Genomic DNA, 24,099 nt, shown 5'->3' on the forward strand with positions numbered 1-24,099 from the left:
GGGGAGTTCAGAGGGGGCGGGTGTAGCGGAGTTGCGGGGTGAGGGCTGTGCCGATGTGCTCGACGCGCTCCGCGCCGGTCGGGGTCCAGCCGCCGCGCTCGTAGAAGGCTCGGGCATGGGCGTTCTCCCGGAGCACCCAGAGCACGGCACGCCGCCAGCCCTGCGCCCGCATGGCGTCCAGGGCGTCCACCATCAGGGTGCGACCGACGCCCCGGCCCTGCTCGGCCGGGTCGAGGTGGATCGCGTTGAGCAGCCCGGTGCTCGGGTCGTCCTCATCGTCCGGGCCCAGGTGGCTGAACCCGACCAACGCCCCGGCCCGCTCGGCCACTGTCATCCGGTGGGTGTCCCGCTCCCACAGCCACCGCTCGACCCAGTAGCGGCCCATCGCCTCCGGTGTCGGGTCGGCCAGCGCCTCGGCCGGCAGGAACGCGGAGTACGCGGCGACCCGGGAGCGTTGGTGCAGGGCCCCCACCGCCATCAGATCGCCTTCGGTCGCGGAGCGGAGCGTGATGGTCACCCGGCCGAGGTTACCCGGCGCGGCGGAAGCTGCACCGTGGTCAGATCCTCGGCGACGATCAGCTCACCGTCGAAGTGCGCGCGTGCCTCGTCGTGGAACCGGCGCGGGTCGCTGTAGCGCTGGGAGAAGTGGGTGAGCACGAGTCGGCGTACCCCGGACTCGGTCGCCACCCGGGCGGCCTGCGCCGCGGTCAGGTGGCCGACCTCGGCGGCCAACGCGGCCTCCGACTCCAGGAACGTCGACTCGATGACCAGCAGGTCGGCGTGCTCGGCGAGGGCGTAGACCCCGTCGCAGAGGCCGGTGTCCATCACGAACGCGAACCGCTGCCCCGGTCGGGGCACGCTCACCTCGGCCCGGGTGACGCGGCGTCCGTCGAGGTCGAGGTGCCCGACGCGGATCAGCTCGCCGACGGCCGGGCCGACGATGCCGTACGCGGCCAGCTTCTCCGGCAGCATCCGGTGCCCGTCCGGCTCGACCAGCCGATAGCCGTACGTCTCGATGGGGTGCCGGAGCCGGCGGGCCTCCAGCGTGCCGCAGCGCAGGGCGATGCGCTGCCCGTCCGCCTCGATGGGCTCGACCCGCAGCTCGGCGGTCTCGTAGAAGGAGGTGGCGTGCCGCAGCCGGGCGAAGTATTCGGCGCCGCCAGCCGGAAAGTGCACTGCTACCGGGTGCGACACCCGGTCCAGGGAGAGCCGTTGGATGGTGCCGGGCAGGCCCAGGCAGTGGTCGCCGTGGAAGTGCGTGACGCAGATCCGGGTCAGGTCGGTGGCGGTGACAGTGGTGTGCAGGAGTTGGCGCTGGCTGCCCTCGCCCGGGTCGAAGAGGATCACCTCGTCGTCCCAGCGCAGCACGTACCCGTTGTGGTTGCGCTGACGGGTCGGTGCCTGGCTGGCCGTCCCCAGGACCACCAACTCGCGCATGGACATGGCCACTCCTGCGGATATGGAGCGACCCCCGGGGCGCTCCGCGCTGTCGCACGGGCCGGCTGGACTGGGCCGGCGCCCCGGGGGTCGGGTGGCTGCCTGGAATTCGCCGCACCGCTGCCACACGGTCTCGACGATGGTGCTGTTGCCCGCCTCGCGGCGGGCCGATCACTGTCGAGGACAGCGGCTAGCTGACAGCCACCTCACGAGTCCGATTGCTATACAAGTCTGGACCACCTCCTTTCACGTGTACGGCCACGTTATCGAGTTCTCGTCGGGCTCGGCAACGGATTTCGATCACAGGGCCGAACGGGAATGCCCGCGCCGGTCAGCCGTCGACACGGGCCACGCCGACCGGGCAGCTCAGGCCGTTCGGGCCGTGGTTGCAGTACCCGTTCGGGTTCTTGGTCGGCGCCAGGTACTGCTGGTGGTAGTCCTCGGCGAAGTAGTAGCTGCCGAGCGGGGCGATCTCGGTGGTGATCTCACCCTTGCCGGCGCGCGTCACGATCGGCTGGAACGCGTCCCGGGACGACTCGGCGATGGCCCGCTGCTGGTCGGTGGTCGTGTAGATCGCCGAGCGGTACTGGGTGCCGACGTCGTTGCCCTGGCGCATGCCCTGGGTCGGGTCGTGGTTCTCCCAGAAGACCTTCAGCAGGTCCTCATAGTTGATCTTGCTGGGGTCGTACACGACCTGGACGACCTCGGCGTGCCCGGTCCGGCCGGAGCAGGTCTCCTCGTACGTCGGGTTCTTGGTGATGCCACCCGCGTAGCCGGCAGAGGTGGTGTAGACACCGGGCAGCGTCCAGAACAGCCGCTCGGCGCCCCAGAAGCAACCCATGCCGAAGACCGCTACCTGAAGGCCCTCCGGGAACGGGCCCTTCAACGGGGTGCCCAGCACCTCGTGGCGGTCAGCGACCGGCATGGCGATCGGGCGGCCCGGCAGGGCCTGGTCGGGCGTCACCATTTCGGCCTTCATGCGGCGCAGAAACACGGTGGGGATCTCCTCTCGTACCACTCGCAGCGTGCAACACCAGAGGGTCCTGCTTCCTTACCCGCGTGACGGTGACTCAGGCCCCGGCCGGGAACGCCGCCGCTACCCGGTCCGCGTAGCTCTGGGCCTCGGTGTCGTCGCCGTACCGGGTGCGCGGCCAGAAGAAGCCCCGCAAACCGTCGCCCTTGGTTCGCGGCACCACGTGGGTGTGCAGGTGGGGCACCGATTGGGACACCTTGTTGTTCATCGCCACGAACGTCCCACCGGCGCCCAGGGCGGTCTCCACCGCCACCGCCAGCCGCTGGACCAGGGCGAAGTAGCCGGGCAGCAGGTCGGCCGGCAACTCCGCCAGCGTCACCAGGTGCGCCCGGGGCACCACCAGCACGTGCCCCTTGAACACCGGCCGGGTGTCCAGGAACGCCACCCCGTCCGGGGTGTCGGCCACCCGGAACGCCGGCACCTCGCCCGCCACGATCCCGCAGAACACGCAGCCGCTCATCGGGCCAGGTTATGCCGACGCCGTTGGCGGCCCGGCCCCGCCTCGGAGCGCGGGTTCCGTTCCAGCCCTCTCCGACGGGGCACTAGCCTCACCAGAATGAGTCACGGCTTCGAGACGCTCGCCATTCACGCCGGCCAGGACCCTGAGGCCCGCACCGGCGCGGTGATCCCACCGATCTACCAGACCAGCACGTACGCCCAGGACGCCGTCGGCGCACCCCGCCTCGGCTACGAGTACAGCCGGTCCGGCAACCCGACCCGGGACGCGCTCCAGGAATGCCTGGCGGCGCTGGAGGGCGGGCCGGTGGGGCTCGCCTTCGCCAGCGGCCTGGCGGCGGAGGACACCCTGCTGCGGGCCGTGTGCCAGCCCGGTGACCACGTGGTGATCCCGGACGACGCGTACGGCGGCACGTACCGGCTCTTCGCCCGGGTCGCCCAGCGCTGGGGCCTGGAGTTCAGCCCGGCCAAGGTCTCCGACCCGGCCGCGATCCGGGCGGCCGTGCAGCCCGGTCGCACGAAGATCGTCTGGGTGGAGACGCCGACCAACCCGCTGCTCGGCATCGCCGACATCGCCGCCCTGGCCGCCGTGGCACACGACGCGGGCGCCCTGCTGGTGGTGGACAACACCTTCGCCTCGCCGTACCTCCAGCAGCCGATCGCCTTCGGCGCGGACGTGGTGGTGCACTCCACCACCAAGTACATCGGCGGGCACTCCGACGTGGTCGGTGGCGCGCTGGTCGTCGCCGACGCCGGTCTCGGTGAGGAGCTGCGCTACCACCAGAACGCGATGGGCGCGATCAACGGCCCGTTCGACGCCTGGCTCACCCTGCGGGGCATCAAGACCCTCGGGGTACGCATGGACCGGCACTGCGACAACGCCGAGCGGCTCGCCGCCTACCTCGACGGGCACGCCAAGGTCGCCCAGGTGATCTATCCGGGGCTGCCCTCGCACGCCGGTCACGAGGTGGCCGTCAAGCAGATGCGCCGGTTCGGCGGCATGATCTCGTTCCGCGCCGCCGGTGGTGAGGAGCACGCCGTGGACATCTGCAACCGGGCCAAGCTCTTCGTGCTCGCCGAATCGCTGGGCGGCGTGGAATCCCTGATCGAGCACCCGGGCCGGATGACACACGCAAGTGCTGCCGGCTCGCCGCTTGAAGTTCCCGGCGATCTCGTGCGACTGTCTGTCGGCATCGAGACGGTCGACGACCTACTCGCCGATCTGGAGCAGGCGCTGGGCTGACCGCTGGGGAAGGATGGCCGTGCAGGACATCATGGCGACCTGGGTCGGAGCGACCGCCAAGCAGATCGCCCGGGGCGTACGCCGAGGTGACGTCTCGGCGACCCAGGTCGTCGCCGACCACCTCGAGTACATCTCCCGAGCCGACCGTGAGCTGGCCGCGTTCCGCGCCGTTCGCGGCGGTGAGGCGATCACCGAGGCGGAGAAGGTCGACGAGCAGGAGGACCTGGCGAACCTGCCGCTGGCCGGGGTTCCGGTGGCGGTCAAGGAGAACACCCCGGTCGCCGGCCTGCCCACCTGGAACGGGTCGGCCGCCGCCCGCACCGACGTCGCGGAGGCCGACCACGAGGTGGTGCGTCGACTGCGCGGCGCCGGCGCGGTGATCCTCGGCGTGACCCGGATGCCCGAACTGGGGCTGTGGGCGCTCACCGACGACGACAGCGCGGTGACCCGTAACCCGTGGGACAGCACGCGTACCCCCGGTGGATCCTCGGGTGGCTCGGCCGCCGCGGTCGCCGCCGGGCTGGTGCCGATCGCGCACGCCAACGACGGTCTCGGCTCGATCCGGATTCCCGCGGCCTGCTGCGGGCTTGTCGGGCTCAAGCCCGGTCGGGGCGTGGTCCCCTGCCAGCTCGGTGCCGACGACTGGTTCGGTCTCACCGAGCACGGCATGCTGACCAGCACGGTCGCCGACGCGGCGGTCGGCTTCTCGGTGCTCGCCGGCCGACGCCCCGAGAAGCTCGTCCCGCCGCAGCGGCTGCGGGTGGGGGTCTCGTTGCGTTCCCCGGTGCGCGGTGTCGCGGCGGACGCGCCGAACCGGGACGCGGTCGCCGCCGCCGGTCGGCTCCTCGCCGCCGCCGGGCACGACACGGTGCCGGCGGATCCGGTCTACCCCACCGCGCTCGGCCTTCAGGGCATCGCCACCTGGCTCGCCGCTGCCGCCACCGACGTCCGGGCGTCCGGCCTGGACCGGCGCGGTCTGCAACGGCGTACCCGGCGGCACGTCGCGCTGGGCGAGTGGGCGCAGCGCCGCGGCTACGTGCGGGAGGCGGACCGGGCCGCGTGGCGGCAACGGTCGGTCGACTTCTTCACCGACCACTCGGTCGACCTGCTGCTCACCCCGGCACTGGCCAGCGCGCCACCGGAGGCGGCCCGCTGGTCGGAGCGGTCCTGGCGGGCGAACATGTCCGCCAACATCCGGTACGCCCCGTACGCCGCGCCGTGGAACATCGCCGGCCTGCCGGCGGTCGTCGTGCCGGTCGGCCGCCGCCCGGACGGCCTGCCGGTCGCCGTGCAGCTGGTCGGTCCGCCCGGCTCGGAGTTGCTGCTGCTCGGTGTGGCCGGCCAGTTCGAGATGGCCGCCCCGTGGACACGCCACGCACCCGGCTACCCCCGGGTCGGAACGGGGTCGCCGACCTCCGCATGATCGTCTACGGTGTGCGCGCATCATCACGCGTGCACACCGGGGGAACTCATGCGCTGCCAGACCTGCGGGGACGCCATCTCCCCCGAGCACGACGAATGCCAACGGTGCTACACGCCGGTCGGCCAGGCCGCGATCACTCCCGGCTTGCCGACGTACCGCGTGCGTGGCATCGGTCTGGCGGCCCGCATCGCGGTCGGCGCGACCGCCGTGCTCTACCTCGTGGTGGCGCTCTCCCCGCTGGTCGGGATGGCCCTCGCTCGGCAGGCCAAGGTCGACAACGACCCTGAGCTGCTGGTCGCCGCGTTGATCATGCAGGTGGTGTCGTCGCTGCCCATGGTGGTCGCGTACCTCACCGCCGCCGTGCTGGTGATCATCTGGATGTGGCGGGCGCGCAAGAACACCGACGCCTTCCCGGGCGCGCTGCCGACGCTCGGGGCCGGGTGGGCGATCGCCGGTTGGCTGGTGCCGTTCGCGAACCTGGTGGTGCCGGCCCGGGTGATGGCGGCCGTGGCGCGCGACAGCCTCTGGCGGCGGTTCACCCCGACCCTGGTGGCCGTCTGGTGGAGTTCCTGGCTGGTGTTCAGCCTCGGCGAGCGGCTGGTCAGCCGCCTCGACGACGGTGCCTACAACAAGCTGCCGGAGACCCCCACCACCGACGGCGGCTACCAGCAGTACGTCGACTACTACCGGGACTCACTGCTGCGCAACATCGTGCCCTCGGTGGCGTGCGTGGTCGCCGCGGTGACGCTGTACCTGCTGATCCAGCGGATCTCCGCCGCGCAGGAGGCCCGCATCGCCCGCGCGCTGCCGGTGTGGCAGACCGCCGGGGTCTGGCCGGGCGCGGTGCTGCCGGAGATGCCGCCCGCGCCGTTGGTCCCGCCGGTCCCGCCGGCCGTCCCGGTCCCGCCGGCCGTCCCGGTCCCGCCGGCCGTCCCGGTCCCGCCGGGTGACGCGGTCCCGCCGGCCGCTCCGGCCCCGTCGACCGCTCCGGGCGCTCCGGCCGTTCCTGGGCTGGAGGGGTCACCTCGGGCATGATCCACTCGGGTTCGCTGATGTCGCGGTGTCGCAGCGAGGCTGACACCGCGACATCAGGACCGTCGAGTGGATCAACCGGGTGCGCGGCGGACTGACGTGGCGATCGAGCCGGCCGGTCCGTCCTGTCGACACCGGTGTCGCCGCCGAGGGCCGCGGCGGCGGGTGGCACGATCGGGGCATGACGGAACTGGTCGGTCTCGACGACGTGCGGGCCGCACGGGAGTTGCTCGCCGGGGTCACCCGCACCACCCCGCTGGAGCCCTCCCGCCCGCTCAGCGCGGCCCTGGGCGGGCCGACCTGGCTCAAGTGCGAGAACGTGCAGCGCGCCGGCTCGTACAAGGTCCGGGGCGCGTACGTGCGGATCTCGCGGTTGTCGGCGGCGGAGCGGGAGCGCGGCGTGGTGGCGGCGAGCGCGGGCAACCACGCGCAGGGCGTGGCCCTCGCCGCCGGCCTGGTCGGCACGCACGCCACCGTCTTCATGCCGGTCAACGCGCCGCTGCCGAAGGTGGCCGCCACCAAGGGGTACGGCGCGCAGGTCGAGCTGGCCGGGAACACCGTCGACGAGTCGCTTGTCGCCGCGCACACGTACGCCGAGCGCACCGGCGCGGTGCTGATCCACCCGTTCGACCACCCCGACGTGATCGCCGGACAGGGCACAGTGGCGCTGGAGATCCTCGAACAGTGCCCGGACGTGAAGACGATCATCACCGGGGTGGGTGGCGGCGGTCTGATCTCGGGCATGGCGGTGGCCGTCAAGGCATTGCGACCGGACGTCCGGATCATCGGTGTGCAGGCGGCCGGCGCGGCGGCGTTCCCGCCCTCACTGGTCGCTGGAGAACCGGTCCGGCTGCCCGTGTTCGCTACCATCGCCGACGGCATCGCGGTCGGCCGGCCCGGCGAGATCACCTTCAACCACGTGCGCAAGCTGGTCGACGAGATCGTCACGGTCTCCGAGGAGGACATCTCCCGGGCCCTGCTGATGTTGCTGGAGCGCGGCAAGCAGGTGGTCGAGCCGGCCGGGGCGGTCGGGGTCGCCGCGCTGCTGGCCGGCGTGGTCGAGGTGGAGACGCCGGTGGTCGCCGTGCTCTCCGGCGGCAACATCGACCCGTTGCTGATGCTGCGGGTGATCGAGCACGGGTTGGCCGCCGCGGGTCGCTACCTGCGGGTGACAGTCCGCTGTTCGGACCGGCCGGGGCAGCTCGCGTCGTTGCTCAGCCAGATCGCCGAGCACCGGGCCAACGTGGTCGACGTGGAGCATCAGCGGGCCAACCCGCACCTCAGCCTCGGCGAGGTGGAGGTCGCGCTGTCGGTGGAGACCCGGGGCGTCGAACACTCCGACACGCTGATCAGCGCCCTGCGGGCCAGCGGCTACCAGGTGGTCTTCGCAGCCGAGGCGTGACACCGGTAGGTGCCACGCCTCGGATACGCGGTGTCTCGGTGCCGGGCCTCGGTCAACCCGGCCGGCCGCTGTCGGCGACGGGTCAGCCGGAGAACGGCTCGAAGCTGACCACCGTCACCTTGATGTCGGCGCCGCTGGGTGCCGTGTAGGTGCAGGTCTGCCCGGCTCGCCCGCCCAGGATCGCCTTGCCCAGCGCGGACTCGGGGCTGTAGACGGTCAGGTCGGTAGTGGCCGCGATCTCCCGCGAACCGAGCAGGAACGTCTCGGTGTCGTTGGTGTCGTCGTCGAAGTAGATCGTCACCACCATGCCCGGCGACACCGCGTCGGCGGACGGGGCCTCGCCGACCTTCGCGGTGCGCAGCAGCTCCTGCAGGTAGCGGATGCGACCCTCGGCCTTGCCCTGCTCCTCGCGGGCGGCGTGGTAGCCGCCGTTCTCCCGCAGGTCGCCCTCCTCGCGCCGAGCGTTGATCTCGGCTGCGATCGCCGGACGGTTGGCGATGTGCTCGTCGAGCTCGGCCTGGAGGCGGTCGTACGCGTCCTGGGACAGCCAGGTGGCGGGCGCCTCGTTGCCAGTGGACACAGGCGTTCTCCTCAGTTGTGCGTGGCTGGCTGACAGGTGAACTACCAAGTTACCAGTGCGGTACGACACAGGGTGTCGGCCATCACCGCCGGTGTCCGGATCCGACACCCGCGGTAGGCGCTCGATCGACAGCGTTTCGAGTGCTGTTCGGGCAGCTCAGGACGGTGATTGGCAGCGCAGCACCTCGCCGATGAACGGCCGCGCGGTGGTGGCCAGGCGGTGCCGGGCTGTGACGTGCCGATCCCCGGGGGCGGCGGTCACGGTGACCTGTTCGCGGGCCACCTCGGCGCCGGCACGGTCCCGGGCCCGCAGCACGCAGACCGCCGAGCCACCCGGCGGGACTGTCACCCGGAAGTGGACGAGCACCTGCTTGTCCGTGATGTCGGTGTACGTGATCACCTGTGCGTCGTAGACCGGGTCGCCGTACTGCCGGTAGAGCCGGAACGAGATCACGGTCAGCGTCGCCACCAGCGCCAGCAGCGCCAGCGCGGCCAGCAGCGTACGGCGGCGCTTGCCGCCCGGTGCCCGACGCCGGCCGTAGCGCCCGGCCGGGAATTCCGGCGCAGCTGGTGAAATTGTGGCGTGCGTCTCGGTCACCGGCGGGTATCTCCTGGCGTTGTTGTCGGCGGCATCGGCAAGAATGACAGAGCCCCATCCTCCCACCCGGTCCAGCGGCAGGAATGGCAGGTCATGCCTGGCGCTGCTGGCCGGCGACAGGGTGCGGCGAGAAGATCCCGGCAGGTCAGCCGGTTGAGCCCGGTCGGGTCCACCGTCCGGCACAGACGAGGAGCGCCGAAGTTGGCAGAGCAACTGCGTCTCATGGCCGTGCACGCGCACCCGGACGACGAGTCGAGCAAGGGCGCGGCGACGACGGCGAAGTATGTCGCTCAGGGGGTGGACGTCCTGGTCGTGACGTGCACGGGCGGCGAGCGCGGGAGCGTGCTCAACCCCAAGCTCGACCGGCCCGACGTGTGGGCCAACATCGGTGAGATCCGGCGGGCCGAGATGGACGCCGCGCGGGCGATCCTCGGTGTCGACCAGGCCTGGCTGGGCTTCGTCGACTCGGGCCTGCCCGAGGGCGACCCGTTGCCGCCGCTGCCCGAGGGCTGTTTCGCCCTTCAGGACGTCGAGGTCGCCGCGGGTCCGCTGGTGCGGCTGATGCGTGAGTTCCGTCCGCACGTCGTGACCACGTACGACGAGGAGGGTGGCTACCCGCACCCGGACCACATCATGTGTCACAAGGTGAGCGTGGCCGCCTTCGAGGCCGCCGGTGACCCGGAGCGCTACCCGGAGCTGGGCGCGCCCTGGCAGCCGCTGAAGCTCTACTACGACATCGGCTTCTCCAAGGGCAAGATCATGGCGCTGCACGAGGGCATGCTGGCCGCCGGGCTGGAGTCGCCCTACGAGGAGTGGCTCAAGCGGTGGGAGGATCGGCCCGACAAGGGCCCCCGGATCACCACCCGGGTGGAGTGCGCCGACTACTTCCCGGTCCGCGATGACGCGCTGCGCGCCCACGCGACCCAGGTCGACCCGGACGGCTTCTGGTTCCACGTCCCGATGGAGTTGCAGCAACGCGCCTGGCCCACCGAGGATTACGAGCTGGCCCGCTCGATGGTCGACAGCCCGCTGCCCGAGTCTGATCTCTTCGCGGGTGTGCGGGAGACGGCGCACGCGCGCTGATTCCGGGCAGGGCTACCCTGGTTACCAACCGCACTTCGGAGGAACGCCATGCTGACCGCTGCCCAGGTGCTCGCGGAGAACAACTTCGGGGACACCCGCACGGGTGGTCTGGCCGGGCCGATGGGTCTGTTCCTCATCCTGCTGCTGGCCACCGCGACCATCCTGCTGATCCGCAACATGAACTCTCGGCTGCGCCGTCTGCCGGACCGTTTCCCCCAGCAGTCCGGGGCGGCCGACCCGACCAGGGCCGATGCGTCAGTCGTCGATCCGACAGACGGGACCGGGGGGCGGGATTCATCCACACCCGCTCCCAACGGGCACCAGCAGCACCTGAACGGGTAGCCGGCGCATGAATCACGCCGAACCGGGTGGTCGCCCCCTGTTGCGGCCACCCGGTTTGGCTTAGCCTTCCGCCGGGGGGACCAAAAGTCTCCGAGCCGTGTGCGGGAGGGGGCGCCGATGACCAGCACAGCACCGGCCGCCCGCCGCGACGTCGGTCGGTCGGCTGACGGGGGAGGTCGATGACCTCCGGTCCGGCCGACGACCCGTTCGATCGGCTCGGGGTGCGTGGCACACCGGGCCGGCTGCTCGTGCTCACCGCCGCCGTCACGATGACCGCAGTGGCCGCCGCGGTGGTCGGGTTGACCCTCCCGGTCCGGCTGCCGGCCGACGACCCCCTCGGCGGTCCGGCCCGCTTCGGCATCGCCGTCGCCGTCCTCGCCCTCGCCCAGTTCGCCCGGCTGCGGTTCCGCTCGCCAGCGGGCATGGTCAGCATCACCTGGGGCGAGGCGGCCCTGATCGTCTGCCTCTACCTGACCCCCGCCGGCTGGCTCCCGTCCGCCACGCTGCTCGGCACCGGGCTGGCCTGGACGATCCTGTCACTGCACAACGACCGCCGTCCGGCCCTGGAGATCCTCCGGATCGCCGCGTCGCTCGCCGCCGCGTCGGCACTGGCGGTGTCAGTGACCACCGCGCTCGGGCGGCCGCTGCTCTCTGCGCCCACCCCGATGCTGGCGCTGGCCGTGATCGCCGGTTCGGTGACGTACCTCCTGGTGACCGCCTGGCTCGGCGGCGTGACGGTGGGTCTGCGGCACGGCCTGCCCATCGGGCCGCCGCTGCTCGCCGCGCTGCGCGGCAAGCTGCTGATGTTCGTCGGCAACGTGGCGGTCGGCCTCGTGGTGGTCGCGCTGCTGGAGCTCGACCCGCGCTGGTTGCTGTTGCTGCCGCCGCTGCTGTGGCTGCTACAGCAGACCTACCGTTACCGGCTGCGCTCGGATCAGGAGCGCCGCACCTGGCGGGCCTTCGCCGAGGCCACCGCGGCCCTCAACCAGCTCGACGAGCGGGGGGTGGCCAGCGCGGCGGTCACCGGAGCGCTGACGCTGTTCAACGCCGAACTGGTGGACGTCGACGTGGCCCGGCCCAACGGCCGGTGGCACCGCTACCGGGGCGACGCCGGCGGTCAACTGGTCGACCGCGAGACCGGACCACCGGAACAGTCCGAACCGGACGAGCACGAGCTGAGCCGGGCGCTGTCGGTCGGTGCCGCGCCGGTCGGTCGGCTGCGGGTGCGGTTCCCCCGCTCGGCCCCGCCCACCGCCCGGGAACGCGACGCGGTGGCCGCGTTCGGCGACGCGCTCGCCGCCGCGCTGCACGACGCCGCTACCCACCACGAGCTGCGCCTGGTGACCGCCCGTTCGTCGTACGACGCGGTGCACGACCCGCTCACCGGGCTCGCCAACCGGGCGGCGATGCTGAGCAGGGGCGACCAGTCGCTGCGACAGCTCAGCCACGACCACCCGGTGGCGCTGCTGCTGCTGGACATCAACCAGTTCAAGGAAGTCAACGACACCCTCGGTCACGCGGCGGGCGACCAACTGCTGCGGCTGACCGCGAACCGACTCAACGCGCTGGTCCGCACCGGGGACCTGCTCGGCCGACTCGGCGGTGACGAGTTCGCCCTCCTGCTCACGGCGGTGCCGGTGCTCGGCGACCGGGCCGCCCCGATGGCCCACGCGCTGCGCCAGGCTCGCGAGATCGCCGAGCGGCTGGCCGCGCCGACCGAGGTGGCCGGCGTACGGATGTCCATCGAGGTCTCCGTCGGTGTGGTGGTGGCCGCCGCCGGCACCGCTGACCTGACCGAGCTGCTGCGTCGGGCCGACATCGCGATGTACCAGGCCAAGGAGGGCGGCGGCAACGTCGCCGCGTACGACGGCGCGCGCGACGCGGCCAGCACCGACCAGCTCGCCCTGCTGGCCGAGCTACGTGAGGCGTTGACTGTCGACGATCAGCTGGTGCTGGCACTGCAACCGGCGGTCGACCTGGCCACTGGTGCGCCGACCGGGGTGGAGGCGCTGATCCGGTGGCAGCATCCCCGGCGGGGGTGGCTGAACCCGGCCGACTTCATCCGGCCGGTGGAGAACAGCGAGCAGCTCGGCACCTTCACCCGCTACGTGCTGAACAAGGCGCTCAGCGTGGCCGCCGGTTGGGCCCGGGAGGGGTTGGACGTCCCGATCTCGGTCAACCTCTCGGCGCGCAGCCTGCTGGACCCCCGGTTGCCGGTGGAGATCGCCGACGCGTTGCGCCGCCACCAGGTGCCGCCGCACCGGCTCGTCCTGGAGATCACCGAGACGGTGGTGATGAGCGAGCTGGAGGTCATCGACGAGGTGTTGGCGACGCTGAGGTCGATGGGCGTGCAACTCGCTGTCGACGACTTCGGCACCGGCTTCTCGTCGTTGACGTTCCTCACCCGGATCGCCGTGGACGAGCTGAAGGTGGACCGCTCCTTTGTCATCCGGATGGCCGACTCGCCGGAGGCCGCCGCGATCGTCCGGACGACGGTGGGCCTTGCCCACGAGCTGGGGCTACGGGTGGTCGCCGAAGGGGTCGAGACCGCCGAGCAGCGGATGGCCCTGGCCGAGCTGGGTTGCACCTCCGCGCAGGGCTACCACTTCTTCAAGCCGATGCCGGCCGACAAGATCGGCGCGGTGCTCGGGTCGCTGCGCGACTCGGCGGAGTCGAACGTGTTCCGGCTCCGCGCCGACGGCGCATCCTGACCGACCGGCGCAACCTGACCGTCCGGCGTGGCCTGACCGTCCGGCGTGGCCTGGGGCCGACCGGTCTCGGGTGGGACGTCCGGGTGGAGGCCGCGCGGTCCGCGCCGGGGCTGGCTATGGTCGTCAGGTGAACCGACTCGTCGACGCCACCAGCCCGTACCTGCTCCAGCACGCTGACAACCCGGTCGACTGGTGGCAGTGGTCGGACGAGGCGTTCGCCGAGGCGAAGCGCCGGGACGTCCCGGTGCTCATCTCCGTGGGTTACGCGGCTTGCCACTGGTGCCACGTGATGGCGCACGAGTCGTTCGAGAACGCGCAGGTCGGCGCCCTGATGAACGACAACTTCGTGTCGATCAAGGTGGACCGGGAGGAGCGCCCGGACGTGGACGCGGTCTACATGACCGCGACCCAGGCGATGACCGGCCAGGGCGGTTGGCCGATGACCGTCTTCGCCACCCCGGACGGCACCCCGTTCTTCTGCGGCACCTACTTCCCGCGACCCAACTTCATCCAACTGCTCGAGTCGGTCGCCACCGCCTGGCGCGAGCAGCGCGAGGCGGTGCTCGGCCAGGGCGCCGCCGTGGTCGAGGCGATCGGCGGCGCGCAGGCCGTGGGCGGCCCCACCGCCCCGCTGGACGCCCCGCTGCTCGACGCCGCGGCCGCCAAGCTGGCCAGCGAGTACGACGCCACGAACGGCGGGTTCGGCGGGGCCCCGAAGTTCCCGCCGCACATGAACCTGCTCTTCCTGCTGCGCCACCACCAGCGCACCGGCGACCCGACCAGCCTGGAGATCACCCGGCACACCGCCGAGGCGATGGCCCGGGGCGGCATCTACGACCAGCTCGCGGGCGGCTTCGCCCGGTACTCGGTGGACGCGCACTGGACGGTGCCGCACTTCGAGAAGATGCTCTACGACAACGCGCTGCTGCTGCGGGTCTACACCCAGCTGTGGCGACTCACCGGCGACCCGCTGGCCCGCCGGGTGGCCCGGGACACCGCCCGGTTCCTCGCCGACGAGCTGCACCGGCCGGGGCAGGGGTTCGCGTCCGCCCTGGACGCCGACACCGAGGGCGTCGAAGGGCTCACCTACGCCTGGACTCCCACCCAACTCGTCGAGGCGTTGGGCGAGGAGGACGGCCGGTTCGCCGCCGACCTGTTCACCGTCACCGACGAGGGGACCTTTGAACACGGCATGAGCGTGCTGCGGCTCGCCCGGGACGTGGACGATGCCGCACCCGAGGTGCGTGCCCGCTGGCAGCAGGTGGTCGGACGGCTGCTCGCCGCCCGGGACACCCGCCCGCAGCCGGCCCTCGACGACAAGGTGGTGGCCGCCTGGAACGGCCTGGCGATCACCGCTCTCGCCGAGTTCCAGCAGGTCGCCGCCGGGAACGTGTCCCCGCAGGACGAGGACGCCAACCTGATGGACGGCATCACCATCGTCGCCGACGGGGCGATGCGCCAGGCCGCCGAGCACCTGGCCACCGTGCACCTGGTGGACGGCCGGCTGCGCCGGGTCTCCCGGGACGGCAAGGTCGGCGAGCCGGCCGGTGTCCTGGAGGACTACGGCTGCGTGGCCGAGGCCTTCTGCGCCCTGCACCAGCTCACCGGCGAGGGCCGCTGGCTCACCGTGGCCGGCGAGCTGCTGGACACCGCCCTGGCGCGCTTCGCCGCCCCCGGTGGGGCCTTCTACGACACCGCCGACGACGCGGAACGGCTCGTCGCCCGCCCGGCCGACCCGACCGACAACGCCACCCCGTCGGGCCGGTCGGCGTTGATCGCCGGGCTGGTGGCGTACTCGGCGCTGACCGGGGAGACGCGTTACCGGGAGGCAGCCGAAGCGGCCCTCGGCACTGTCGCGCCGATCGTCGGGCAGCACCCCCGGTTCACCGGGTACGCGGCCATGGTCGGCGAGGCGTTGCTCTCCGGGCCGTACGAGATCGCCGTGGTCACCGACGACCCGGCCGGCGATCCGCTGGTGACCGCCGCCCGCCGGCATGCCCCACCCGGAGCGGTGGTCGTCGCCGGGCGGCCGGACCAGCCGGGTGTGCCGCTGCTCGCCGACCGTCCGCTGGTCGAGGGGCGGTCCGCCGCGTACGTCTGCCGAGGTTTCGTCTGCCAACGGCCGGTCACCTCCGTCGAGGAGCTGATCGCCGAGCTGGGCGGACCGCACGGCCACGCCCGGTAGTCGTCCGCGCCGCCCGCCGGGTGGTCCTCCCCGCGCCCGCGCAGGTGGATCGCCGGCCCTCCGGGTGGGCGCGTCGGCGGCCCGGATAGGCTGGCCGCGCTATGGATTCCCGTACCGGTCTGCCAGTTGTCGGCATGGTGGGTGGCGGCCAGTTGGCCCGGATGACCCACCAGGCCGCGATCGCCCTCGGCCAGTCACTGCGTGTGCTCGCGACCGCCCCTGACGACGGTGCGGCGCTGGTCGCCGCCGACGTCCAGTACGGCGATCACACCGACCTGGCCGCCCTGCGTACCTTCGCCAAGGGCTGCGACGTCGTCACCTTCGACCACGAGCATGTGCCCTCCGAGCACATCCGCACGCTGGCCGCGGAAGGGGTGCCCCTCTACCCGCCGGCGGACGCGCTGCTGCACGCTCAGGACAAGCAGGTCATGCGGGAACGCCTGACCGAGCTGGTCGCGCCCAACCCGGCCTGGCGGCCGGTCCGGGAGCCCGCCGACCTCGTCGGCTTCGGCGAGCAGGTCGGCTGGCCGGTGGTGCTGAAGGCGGCCCGGGGCGGGTACGACGGTCGGGGCGTCTGGATGGTCGACGACGCCGCTCAGGCCACCGAGCTGGCAACCACCCTGCTCGCTGGCGGCACCCGGCTGATCGTGGAGGAGCGGGTGCCGCTGCGACGGGAGCTGGCCGTGCAGGTGGCTCGCTCGCCGTTCGGCCAGGTGGCCGCGTACCCGGTGGTGGAGACGGTGCAGCGCGACGGCATCAACGTGGAGGTGCTGGCCCCGGCACCCGGCCTGGACGAGGAGCTGGCGGTCTCCGCCCAGCAGCTCGCCATCGACCTGGCCACCGCGCTCGGGGTGATCGGTCTGCTGGCGGTGGAGCTGTTCGAGGTGCGTGACGACGCCGGTCGCCCGGCGATCGTGGTCAACGAGCTGGCGATGCGTCCGCACAACTCCGGGCACTGGACCATCGAGGGTGCCCGGACCTCACAGTTCGAGCAGCACCTGCGGGCCGTGCTGGACTACCCGATGGGTGACACCGCGTTGACCGCCCCGGTGGTGGTCTCGGCGAACGTGCTCGGCGGTGAGCCGGGCGGGATGTCGATCGACGAGCGGTTGCACCACCTCTTCGCGGCCGAGCCGGGTGCCAAGGTGCACCTGTACGGCAAGCAGGTGCGACCCGGCCGCAAGATCGGGCACGTCACGGTGCTCGGCGACGACCTGGACGACCTGCGGGCGCGGGCGGCACGGGCCGCGCGCTGGCTGCGCGAGGGCCACGAGTGAGCCACGATTTCGCCGACGACGAGAGGGCCGCAGTGAGCACGGTTGGGCTGATCATGGGCAGTGACTCGGACTGGCCGACCATGCGGGCCGCCGCCGAGGTGATGGACGACTTCGGCGTGGCGTACGAGGTGCGGATCATCTCGGCGCACCGGACTCCGGTCACGATGATCGAGTACGGGCGCGACGCCGCCGACCGGGGTCTCAAGGTGATCATCGCGGGGGCCGGGGGTGCCGCCGCGCTGCCCGGCATGGTCGCCTCGGTGACGCCGCTGCCGGTGATCGGGGTGCCGGTGCCGCTGAAGCACCTCGACGGCATGGACTCGCTGCTGTCCATCGTGCAGATGCCGGCCGGGGTTCCGGTCGCCACCGTGTCGATCGGCAACGCCCGCAACGCCGGCCTCCTGGCCGTACGGATCCTCGGTGCCACCGACGAGGACCTGCGCGCCAAGATGACGACCTACCAGCAGGACCTGGAGAAGCTGGTGGCAGACAAGGAAACCGCCCTCCAGGCCACCCTGCGCTAGCCCTCCCGCGGCCCCGCCCCATCGCACCCCGCGATCTTGCACTTTCGGTCGCCGCTTCGCGGCTTTTGCCCCTTATGCCGTAACAGAAAGTGCAAGATCGCGGGAGATGGACGCGGGCGCCGCGAACCCGGCCCACTCACCGCGCCCACTCACCCACACCGCCGTGACCCTCCGACTCATCTCATGCCGCGCAGGGCGGTCTGTAGGCGTTCCTGGGCGCGGCGGCGGCGCTCGTTGCTCGCGCCGAGCACCAGCAGCAGGATGCCCACCGGGATCAGCGCCAGCCACGGGCCCAGGCTGAACAGGGCGTGGATCGCCGCGATCGCGGTGACCGACGCACCGACGATCACCGGGGCCTGCTGCCGACTGGACGAGCCGAAGATCAGCACCGCGACCGCGCCCAGCAACAGCAGCATCTGCCGCATCGTGCTGGACTCGGTGGCCAGCACGATGGCGAGCGTCGGCACGAACGCCGCGACCAGCGCCGGACCGTACGCCACCCAACTGCTCATGTCCGGTCGGTGGCGCAGTTCCAGGACGCCGACGAGGAGGGCAAGCGCGGCGAACGGCAGCGTGTACGCCTCGGGTAGCGCCACGTCGGCGACCCGCATCAGGATCCACCACGCGGTGATCTCGCAGAGCACCACCGCCCAGAACAGGATCCGGCGTTCCACCGGCCGACGGCCGGGTCGGGTGGCCGCCACGCCGAGGACAGCGCCCCAGGCGGCCAGCAGGGCGGCGATGTGTCGGGGCGAGTCGAAGGCGAGCGCCAACGCGATCAGCGCGGCGGCGTAGCCGGACCACTCCACGGTGGAGGCTTCCCGCTGCGACTCGGGGCGGCGCAGCCGGGGCAGGGTGGCGGCGAGCACCTGGAGGACGGCGCCGACGGCCAGCACCCCGAACGCGGACCAGACCGCCGCCAGCCCGGCGACCAGGCCGGCGGTGAGCACGAAGAGCTGCGCCATCAGTGAGGCGAAGAGCCAGCCGAGGATGCGCGCCCGCTGGGTGGTGCCGTACAGCGCCGCCACCGCGCCGACCCCGACCGCGCTGCCGAGGGTGAACAGGGTCATCTGCCGGTCGGCCAGGCTGCCGGCGAGCCCGGCGCTCCCACCGGCCAGACCGATGGCGAACACCAGCACCCGGGCCAGCCGCAGCGAGCGGGCCCGCTCGACCAGCGGCGGTGGTGGGGTCAGCGCGAGACCGAGCATCGCGATGGTGAAGACGGAGAGCGCGGCGATGGTGCTGGCGGGCCAGCCCTGGCCCAGCGCGATGGGTGCGATCAGCAGCGTGACGGCTGCCCCGGGCAACACCACCGGCACGGCCCGGGACCGTCGCCCGCCGCTGAAGCCGGTGGCGGCCAGCGCGGCCGTCGCGGTGAGCAGCAGCGCCGTCAGCACGTGGGTCGGATCGACCACGTCCGGCGGCGGGGTGAGCAGCCCCGGCGGCGGGCCCTGCCAGATCCGGGTCAGCGTGCGGTGCGGCTCGACGAGGGCGGTGATCAGCGCCGGCCCGATCGAGGCGAGCGCCAGGGCGGTCGGTAGCGCTGCGGCGGCCAACGCGCCGGCGGCCGGGTTGACCCGCCACCGTCGTCGCTCCGGGTCGTCCGGCAGCCGCCGTAGGGCGCCGTCGAGTCGTACCGCCCAGCGCCGGACCGGCTGGGCGGCGCCGGTGGGCGGCACGGTGGCCGCGCGGATCAGCTCGGCCAGCACACCGAGCAGGGCGGCAGCGGCCGCGTAGACGCCCGCGGCGAGGCCGGTGGGGATGGCCGCGAGGGCGCTGATGGTGGCCCCGCCGACCACCGCCACGCTGACCCAGGGCAGATATTGCGGCACCTGTCGCCGCACCGCTGCCACGGCGGCCAGGCCGAGGCTGGTGGCCGCCAGCGCGGCGGTCAGCACCACCTCCGCCGAGTGTTCGAACTCGGCGGACAGTGCCGCCACCGCACCGGGCAGGGCCAGCAGGGCGGCACCGATCGCCGCGCCACCGATCTGCGCCAGGTGGGGCGGCATCCCCTCGGTGTCGATGTCGGTGACCTGTGGGTCGGCGAGAACGCGGGCCAGCGTGGCCACCACCACGCCGATCAGAGCGATGCTGCCCAGCGCCAGGGCTGTGGTCCACGGGCGGACCAGCCCGGCTCCGGCGGCGTGCAGCGCGACGACCCCGGCCACCGTGGCCCGGGACAGCCCGGCGCGCGCCTCCTCGGTGGCCACCGCGGCCATGCCGAACACGGTGGCGACCATTCCGCCGACCAGGACCGGCGACCACCAGGCCAGATCGAACGCGGCCGGCGCGCCGATGGTGGCGAGCACCACCGCCACCCCGGACACGTCCCAGCGCCACGGCGGTGGGAGCAGAATGCCCGCGGCGAGGGCCAGCAGCGCCAGCGCGACCGGCGCCTGCCAGGTGGCACCGCCGACGGGGGCGGCCGGCCAGTCGCTCAGGTCGCCCCTCCAGATGGGGCCGGGGGTGGCCAGCACGCCGACCCCACCGCGCACCGCCGACCAGCCGGCGAGCACCCCGATCAGGGCGCCGCCGACGGTGAGGCCGAGGATCGGTCCGCGTCGCCACTCCTCGGGCATGCTGCGGGCGCCCACGGCGACCACCAGGAGCAGGGCGGCGGCCACCGCCAGCTGCGCGCCCGGGGCGAGGACCGCCCCGATCCGTACCAGGGTGGCGATCAGGGCGGTGGTGACCGCCGCGGCGGCCAGGTCCGAGCCGTCGAGGGTGAGGTCGGCGCGACGGCCGGCGTCGATGGAGGGGGCCAGGAAGAGCAGGACCGCGGCGACCAGCAGGAGCGCGCCGACCCAGGCGTCGGCGACGGTCGCGCCGGGCGCTCCGAACGCGGCGGCGGTGACCACCAGCGCGCCCAGCCCGGTGCCGACCGACAGCGGCGCGGGGATGTGGCGCTGGGAGACCTGCACGACGGCGGCGTAGCCGAGGGTCACACAGACCGCCAGGAAGCTGGCCGCCAGGATCGGGACTGTCACCTCTCGCAGGCTCGCCGGAGTGGGGGTCGGGTCCTTCGGCATGGTCGCGGCCACGAACGCGGCCACCGCACCGGGCAGCGCGAACGCGGCGCCACCGGCGGCCCAGGCGGTTACCGTGTCGGCGGCGGCCGAGGCGATCCGGATCCGGGGCGCCAGCGCGACCAGCGTGCCGGCCGCGAACAGGGTGATCAGGACCGCGGCCGTGAGGGTGGGGCTGGTCAGGCTGGCGCCCGCACCGAACAGGCCGACCACTGCCGCCCCGACGGCGTGCGCCAGAGCGGCCCGGTCGGTGCGGGCGGAGAGCCCGATGACCCCGATGCCGATCGCGGTGATCACCATCGGCCACGGTGCCGTCGCCCAGCCGAGACCGAACGAGGCCGGTACGGCGAGCGCGGTCAGCGCCGCTCCGGCCACCGCGAACTCCCGGCGGATCTCGGTGGGCAGGGCCAGCACCGCCGCGATGGTGAGCAGGAACGCGGCCCCCGCGAGCTGCCAGCCGGTCGGCCCGACGGCGGCGGCCAACTCGCCCGGGTACCGGCTGAGGTCCGGGTCCCAGGCGGGCAGCGCTGCCCGTACCGGTGCCACCCCGGCGCGCAGCGCGCCACCGGCGACCACCAGACCGCTGACTGTCAGGGCCACCGCGGACGCGATCTGCGGGCCACGTCGGGCCGCCTCCGGGACGGCGCGTACCGCCAGCCCGGTCACCGTGATGACCGCCGCGATCAGCAGCAGCGCCCGACCGGGGAGGGCCACCGAGGCGATGCGGCTGAGCGCGCCGATCACGGCCAGGGTGACGACGCCGGCCGCCACGTCGGGCAGCGGCGGGCGACGCAGCACCAGCGCGCCGGCCAGCCCGATCAGGGCGGCCAGCAGCAGCACCACCCCGGCGCCGGTCGCGGTCGGCACGGCCTGTGCCCGCAGCAGGGCGGTGACCGCGTACGCCAGCGCGACGGCGACCGCCAGAGCGTGCAGCAACCAGGTCAGCTCCGGCAGGCCGGGCACCGGGCGGGCCGGCTCCGGGTCGGCGGAGCCCGCGCCGGCGTCGATCAGCTCGGCGGCCTCCTCCGGGTCGCCCTCCGGCCGGCTCTCGGCATCGCGTCGGCGGGGCGCCGACGGCGTTCCCGGCGATGGCAGGTCCTGCCGGACGGGGCGTTCGACTGTCACGCTGGAGCGGGTCAGGCCGAGGTTGACGAGAGCGACCACGGCCAGCACCAGTGCCCAGCCGCCCGGGCCGGTGATCTGGTCGTACGCGAGCAGAGGCAGCACCGGCTGCGCGGCGAGCACCGTCGCGAAGCGGGGCGCGCGCAGACCGGTCCAACGGGCGTACCCGAACGCGACGACGGCGGTGACCGCGAAGATCACCCCGGCGAAGACGGTGCCGGAGCCGCTGTCGGCGCCGATCCGGTCCACCGCCCAGAGGGCGTTGCCGGCGAGCGGCACCAGCAGCAGGCCGACCGCGGCGATGGTCTCGGCGGTCGAGGTGAGCCCACGCCGGGCCAGCGCCGGGGGGGTCAGCAGCATCAGCACTGTGGCCAGCAGCAGGATGCCCAGCCGGGCCAGCGCGTCCATCGAACTGGTGGCCACGGCGGCGAAGACCACCGCGGCCACGCCGAGCAGCAGCGCACCCAACCCGAGAGGGATGTTCTGCACCTCGCGGGAGGAGGCCTCCGGCGGGTTTTCCGGGTCGTCCACGTCCAGCCAGGTGGCCCGGGGCGGGGGCGGCGGATCCTCCGGGGCGGTCGGAGCGCCCTGGCGGGGCACCCGGGGCGGCGCGCCCATGGTGGCGGTCGGTGGCCGCCGGCCGGGACGGCGGCGCAGCACCCGGCGTGGCCGGGTGGCCTGCTTGATGCGCTCCTCGCCGGCGTGGGCGAGGATGTCCCGCTGGAAGAGCGCGGCCTGCATCTTGGCGGCGATCTGGCGCTGCTCGCGCGCGATGGCGGCGTCGCGCGCCTTCATCTCCGCTATCGAACGCTCAATGTCGGCCAGGTGCTCGACCCACTGTGGTTGATCTGCCCCACAGTGCGGGCATCGAACGGCCGGCTTGATCTCCCGGCCGCACGAGGAGCATTGAAAGGTCGCCACGACACCCCTCCACCCGCACTGTGGACTCCCACTGTCGCAGCATGCCCAAAGCTGGCGCGGATTTCGACTCTTGTCGGCGGGTCCCGGGCAAACAACGACACCGGCCGGCCATCGAGATGCTCGATGACCGGCCGGTGGGCGTCTGTTCCGTCAGGGGCGGCCCATGCCCCGGTACTCCCAGCCGGCCTGGGTCCACAGTGCCGGGTCGAGGCAGTTGCGGCCGTCGACGACCTTGCGGCCCTTGACGAACTCGCCCAGGGCGACCGGGTCGGCGTTGCGGAAGTCGGCCCACTCGGTGAGCACGCAGACCAGGTCGGCGTCGGTGACGGCCTCGTTCATGCTGGCCTCGTAGGTCAGCTCGGGAACGGCGCGGCGGGCGTTCTCGGTGCCCTGCGGGTCGTACACGTGCACGTCGGCGCCGGCCTTCTGCAGCAGCGCGGCGACGGCGAGCGCCGGGGCGTCGCGGACGTCGTCGGTGTTGGGCTTGAAGGTGGCGCCGAGCACGGCGATCCGGGTGCCGGCGAAGTCCGGGCCGGCCGGGCCCGAGCGGCGGCCGAGCAGGTCCGCGGCGAGCTGAAGCACCCGGGTACGTCGGCGCAGGTTGATCAGGTCGACCTCGTGCAGGAAGCGCAGCGCCTCACCGGCGCCCAGCTCCTGGGCGCGGGCCTGGAAGGCCCGGATGTCCTTGGGCAGGCAGGCGCCGCCGAAGCCGAGACCGGCCTGGAGGAACCGGTTGCCGATCCGCGGGTCGTAGCCGATCGCGCGGGCCAGTTGGGTGACGTCGCCGCCGGAGGCCTCGCAGACCTCGGCCATCGCGTTGATGAAGGAGATCTTGGTGGCCAGGAAGGCGTTCGCGGCGACCTTGACCAGCTCGGCGGTGGAGAAGTCGGTGACCACCAGGGGTACCTCGCGGTCCTCCGTGGCGGCCAGGTCGAACACGCCCTTGTGGGCGGCGTAGAGCATGCCGTTGGCCCACTCGCTCTTGACGCCGACCACGATCCGGTTGGGCCGCAGGACGTCGTCGACGGCGAAGCCCTCCTGGAGGAACTCGGGGCTCCACGCCACCTCGACGTTCAGGCCGTCGGGGGTGTGCTTGTCGACGAGCTGCTCGACCCACTCGGCGGTGCCGACCGGCACGGTGGACTTGCCGACGATCAGGGCCTTGCGGGTCAGGTGCTGCGCGAGGCTGGTGACCGACGCCTCGACGTACGACAGGTCGGCGCCCATGCCGTCGGCCCGCTGCGGGGTGCCGACGCAGATGAAGTGCACGTCACCGAAGTCGGCGGTCTCGGCGATGTCGGTGCTGAACCGGAGCCGGCCGGCGGCGAGGTTGCGCCGCAGCAGCTCGTCCAGGCCAGGCTCGTGGATCGGCACCTGGCCGGCGTTCAGCTTTGCGATCTTGTCGGCGTCGACGTCGAAGCCGAGGACCTCGTACCCCAGTTCCGCGTAGCAGATGGCGTACGTCGCGCCGAGGTAACCAGTTCCCAGGAAGGTCACCCGCGGCCGGGGAGCGCCCGAGGGCGGAGTCACCGCGGCGATGGCGGGGGTCGGCTGGATGGTGGGGTAGGGGATCGTCACGCCTGTCTTCTCCGCTCGCGCTGGCTAGCTCACTGTCTCGGTCTTCATCATGGCTGAGCGCGTCGGGTGCACCATCTTGCCCATGCCTACGCGCCGGTAACATCACCTGAACTGCAGTCGCTAGTCT

General features: G+C 72.8%; 18 protein-coding genes. 10 read left to right on the forward strand and 8 right to left on the reverse strand.

Annotated elements, in window-relative coordinates; translation table 11 throughout:
* Positions 1–7 precede the first annotated feature (7 nt).
* The 4 genes from IF22_RS0131230 to IF22_RS0131245 all read right to left on the reverse strand — a co-directional run bounded on the left by IF22_RS0131230 (position 8) and on the right by IF22_RS0131245 (position 2,930).
* The gene (locus tag IF22_RS0131230) at positions 8–517 is read right to left on the reverse strand and encodes a GNAT family N-acetyltransferase (protein ID WP_030337940.1); all 510 of its coding nucleotides are present in this window, start codon (positions 515–517) and stop codon (positions 8–10) included.
* Positions 514–1,443: a ribonuclease Z gene (locus IF22_RS0131235; protein ID WP_030337941.1), complete on the reverse strand. Its 930-nt coding sequence runs from the start codon at positions 1,441–1,443 to the stop codon at positions 514–516. Before IF22_RS0131235 ends, IF22_RS0131230 begins: the two co-directional genes overlap by 4 nt.
* A gap of 325 nt (positions 1,444–1,768) precedes the next feature.
* Positions 1,769–2,431 carry a peptide-methionine (S)-S-oxide reductase MsrA gene (msrA, locus tag IF22_RS0131240; protein ID WP_030337942.1) on the reverse strand — a complete coding sequence of 221 codons (663 nt, stop codon included), beginning with the start codon at positions 2,429–2,431 and terminating at the stop codon, positions 1,769–1,771.
* Between the two features lie 76 nt (positions 2,432–2,507).
* The gene (locus IF22_RS0131245) at positions 2,508–2,930 is read right to left on the reverse strand and encodes an HIT family protein (protein ID WP_030337943.1); all 423 of its coding nucleotides are present in this window, start codon (positions 2,928–2,930) and stop codon (positions 2,508–2,510) included.
* 96 nt (positions 2,931–3,026) lie between these two features.
* Here IF22_RS0131245 and IF22_RS0131250 point away from each other — a divergent pair, with 96 nt between their 5' ends.
* The 4 genes from IF22_RS0131250 to ilvA all read left to right on the forward strand — a co-directional run bounded on the left by IF22_RS0131250 (position 3,027) and on the right by ilvA (position 8,026).
* Entirely contained in the window at positions 3,027–4,169 is a 1,143-nt protein-coding gene (locus tag IF22_RS0131250; protein WP_030337944.1) for a cystathionine gamma-synthase, read from the forward strand.
* A gap of 13 nt (positions 4,170–4,182) precedes the next feature.
* A complete protein-coding gene (locus IF22_RS0131255; protein WP_030337945.1) occupies positions 4,183–5,592 on the forward strand; it encodes an amidase in 1,410 nt (469 codons plus the stop codon).
* Between the two features lie 144 nt (positions 5,593–5,736).
* Complete coding sequence (locus IF22_RS0131260; protein WP_245233791.1) at positions 5,737–6,627, forward strand: DUF4328 domain-containing protein; 891 nt, start codon at positions 5,737–5,739, stop codon at positions 6,625–6,627.
* A 178-nt stretch (positions 6,628–6,805) separates the two neighbouring features.
* The gene (gene ilvA, locus IF22_RS0131265) at positions 6,806–8,026 is read left to right on the forward strand and encodes a threonine ammonia-lyase (protein WP_030337947.1); all 1,221 of its coding nucleotides are present in this window, start codon (positions 6,806–6,808) and stop codon (positions 8,024–8,026) included.
* 82 nt (positions 8,027–8,108) lie between these two features.
* Here ilvA and greA read toward each other — a convergent pair whose 3' ends face one another.
* Entirely contained in the window at positions 8,109–8,606 is a 498-nt protein-coding gene (gene greA / locus IF22_RS0131270; RefSeq protein WP_030337948.1) for a transcription elongation factor GreA, read from the reverse strand.
* Between the two features lie 156 nt (positions 8,607–8,762).
* On the reverse strand, positions 8,763–9,203 hold the full coding sequence (locus IF22_RS0131275) for a DUF4307 domain-containing protein (RefSeq protein WP_030337949.1): 441 nt from the start codon (positions 9,201–9,203) through the stop codon (positions 8,763–8,765).
* A gap of 201 nt (positions 9,204–9,404) precedes the next feature.
* Here IF22_RS0131275 and mca point away from each other — a divergent pair, with 201 nt between their 5' ends.
* From mca to purE, 6 genes are all read left to right on the forward strand, one after another.
* Complete coding sequence (gene mca, locus IF22_RS0131280; RefSeq protein ID WP_030337950.1) at positions 9,405–10,286, forward strand: mycothiol conjugate amidase Mca; 882 nt, start codon at positions 9,405–9,407, stop codon at positions 10,284–10,286.
* A 48-nt stretch (positions 10,287–10,334) separates the two neighbouring features.
* Entirely contained in the window at positions 10,335–10,628 is a 294-nt protein-coding gene (locus IF22_RS0131285; protein WP_030337951.1) for a hypothetical protein, read from the forward strand.
* A 179-nt stretch (positions 10,629–10,807) separates the two neighbouring features.
* Complete coding sequence (locus IF22_RS0131290; RefSeq protein WP_030337952.1) at positions 10,808–13,339, forward strand: putative bifunctional diguanylate cyclase/phosphodiesterase; 2,532 nt, start codon at positions 10,808–10,810, stop codon at positions 13,337–13,339.
* A gap of 127 nt (positions 13,340–13,466) precedes the next feature.
* On the forward strand, positions 13,467–15,524 hold the full coding sequence (locus IF22_RS0131295; protein WP_030337953.1) for a thioredoxin domain-containing protein: 2,058 nt from the start codon (positions 13,467–13,469) through the stop codon (positions 15,522–15,524).
* A gap of 101 nt (positions 15,525–15,625) precedes the next feature.
* Positions 15,626–16,801, forward strand: coding sequence for a 5-(carboxyamino)imidazole ribonucleotide synthase (locus IF22_RS0131300; protein WP_030337954.1), 1,176 nt, complete (start codon positions 15,626–15,628; stop codon positions 16,799–16,801).
* Between the two features lie 32 nt (positions 16,802–16,833).
* The gene (gene purE, locus IF22_RS0131305) at positions 16,834–17,325 is read left to right on the forward strand and encodes a 5-(carboxyamino)imidazole ribonucleotide mutase (protein WP_030337955.1); all 492 of its coding nucleotides are present in this window, start codon (positions 16,834–16,836) and stop codon (positions 17,323–17,325) included.
* Between the two features lie 176 nt (positions 17,326–17,501).
* Here the strand turns inward: purE and IF22_RS0131310 are convergent, their stop codons facing one another.
* Positions 17,502–22,394 (reverse strand): SCO7613 C-terminal domain-containing membrane protein, encoded by a 4,893-nt coding sequence (locus tag IF22_RS0131310; protein ID WP_030337956.1) that lies wholly within the window; start codon positions 22,392–22,394, stop codon positions 17,502–17,504.
* Positions 22,395–22,544: 150 nt separating this feature from the next.
* The gene (locus IF22_RS0131315; RefSeq protein ID WP_030337957.1) at positions 22,545–23,972 is read right to left on the reverse strand and encodes a UDP-glucose dehydrogenase family protein; all 1,428 of its coding nucleotides are present in this window, start codon (positions 23,970–23,972) and stop codon (positions 22,545–22,547) included.
* Positions 23,973–24,099 lie beyond the last annotated feature (127 nt).

The organism is Micromonospora parva, assembly GCF_000718515.1.
GTDB lineage: Bacteria > Actinomycetota > Actinomycetes > Mycobacteriales > Micromonosporaceae > Micromonospora > Micromonospora parva.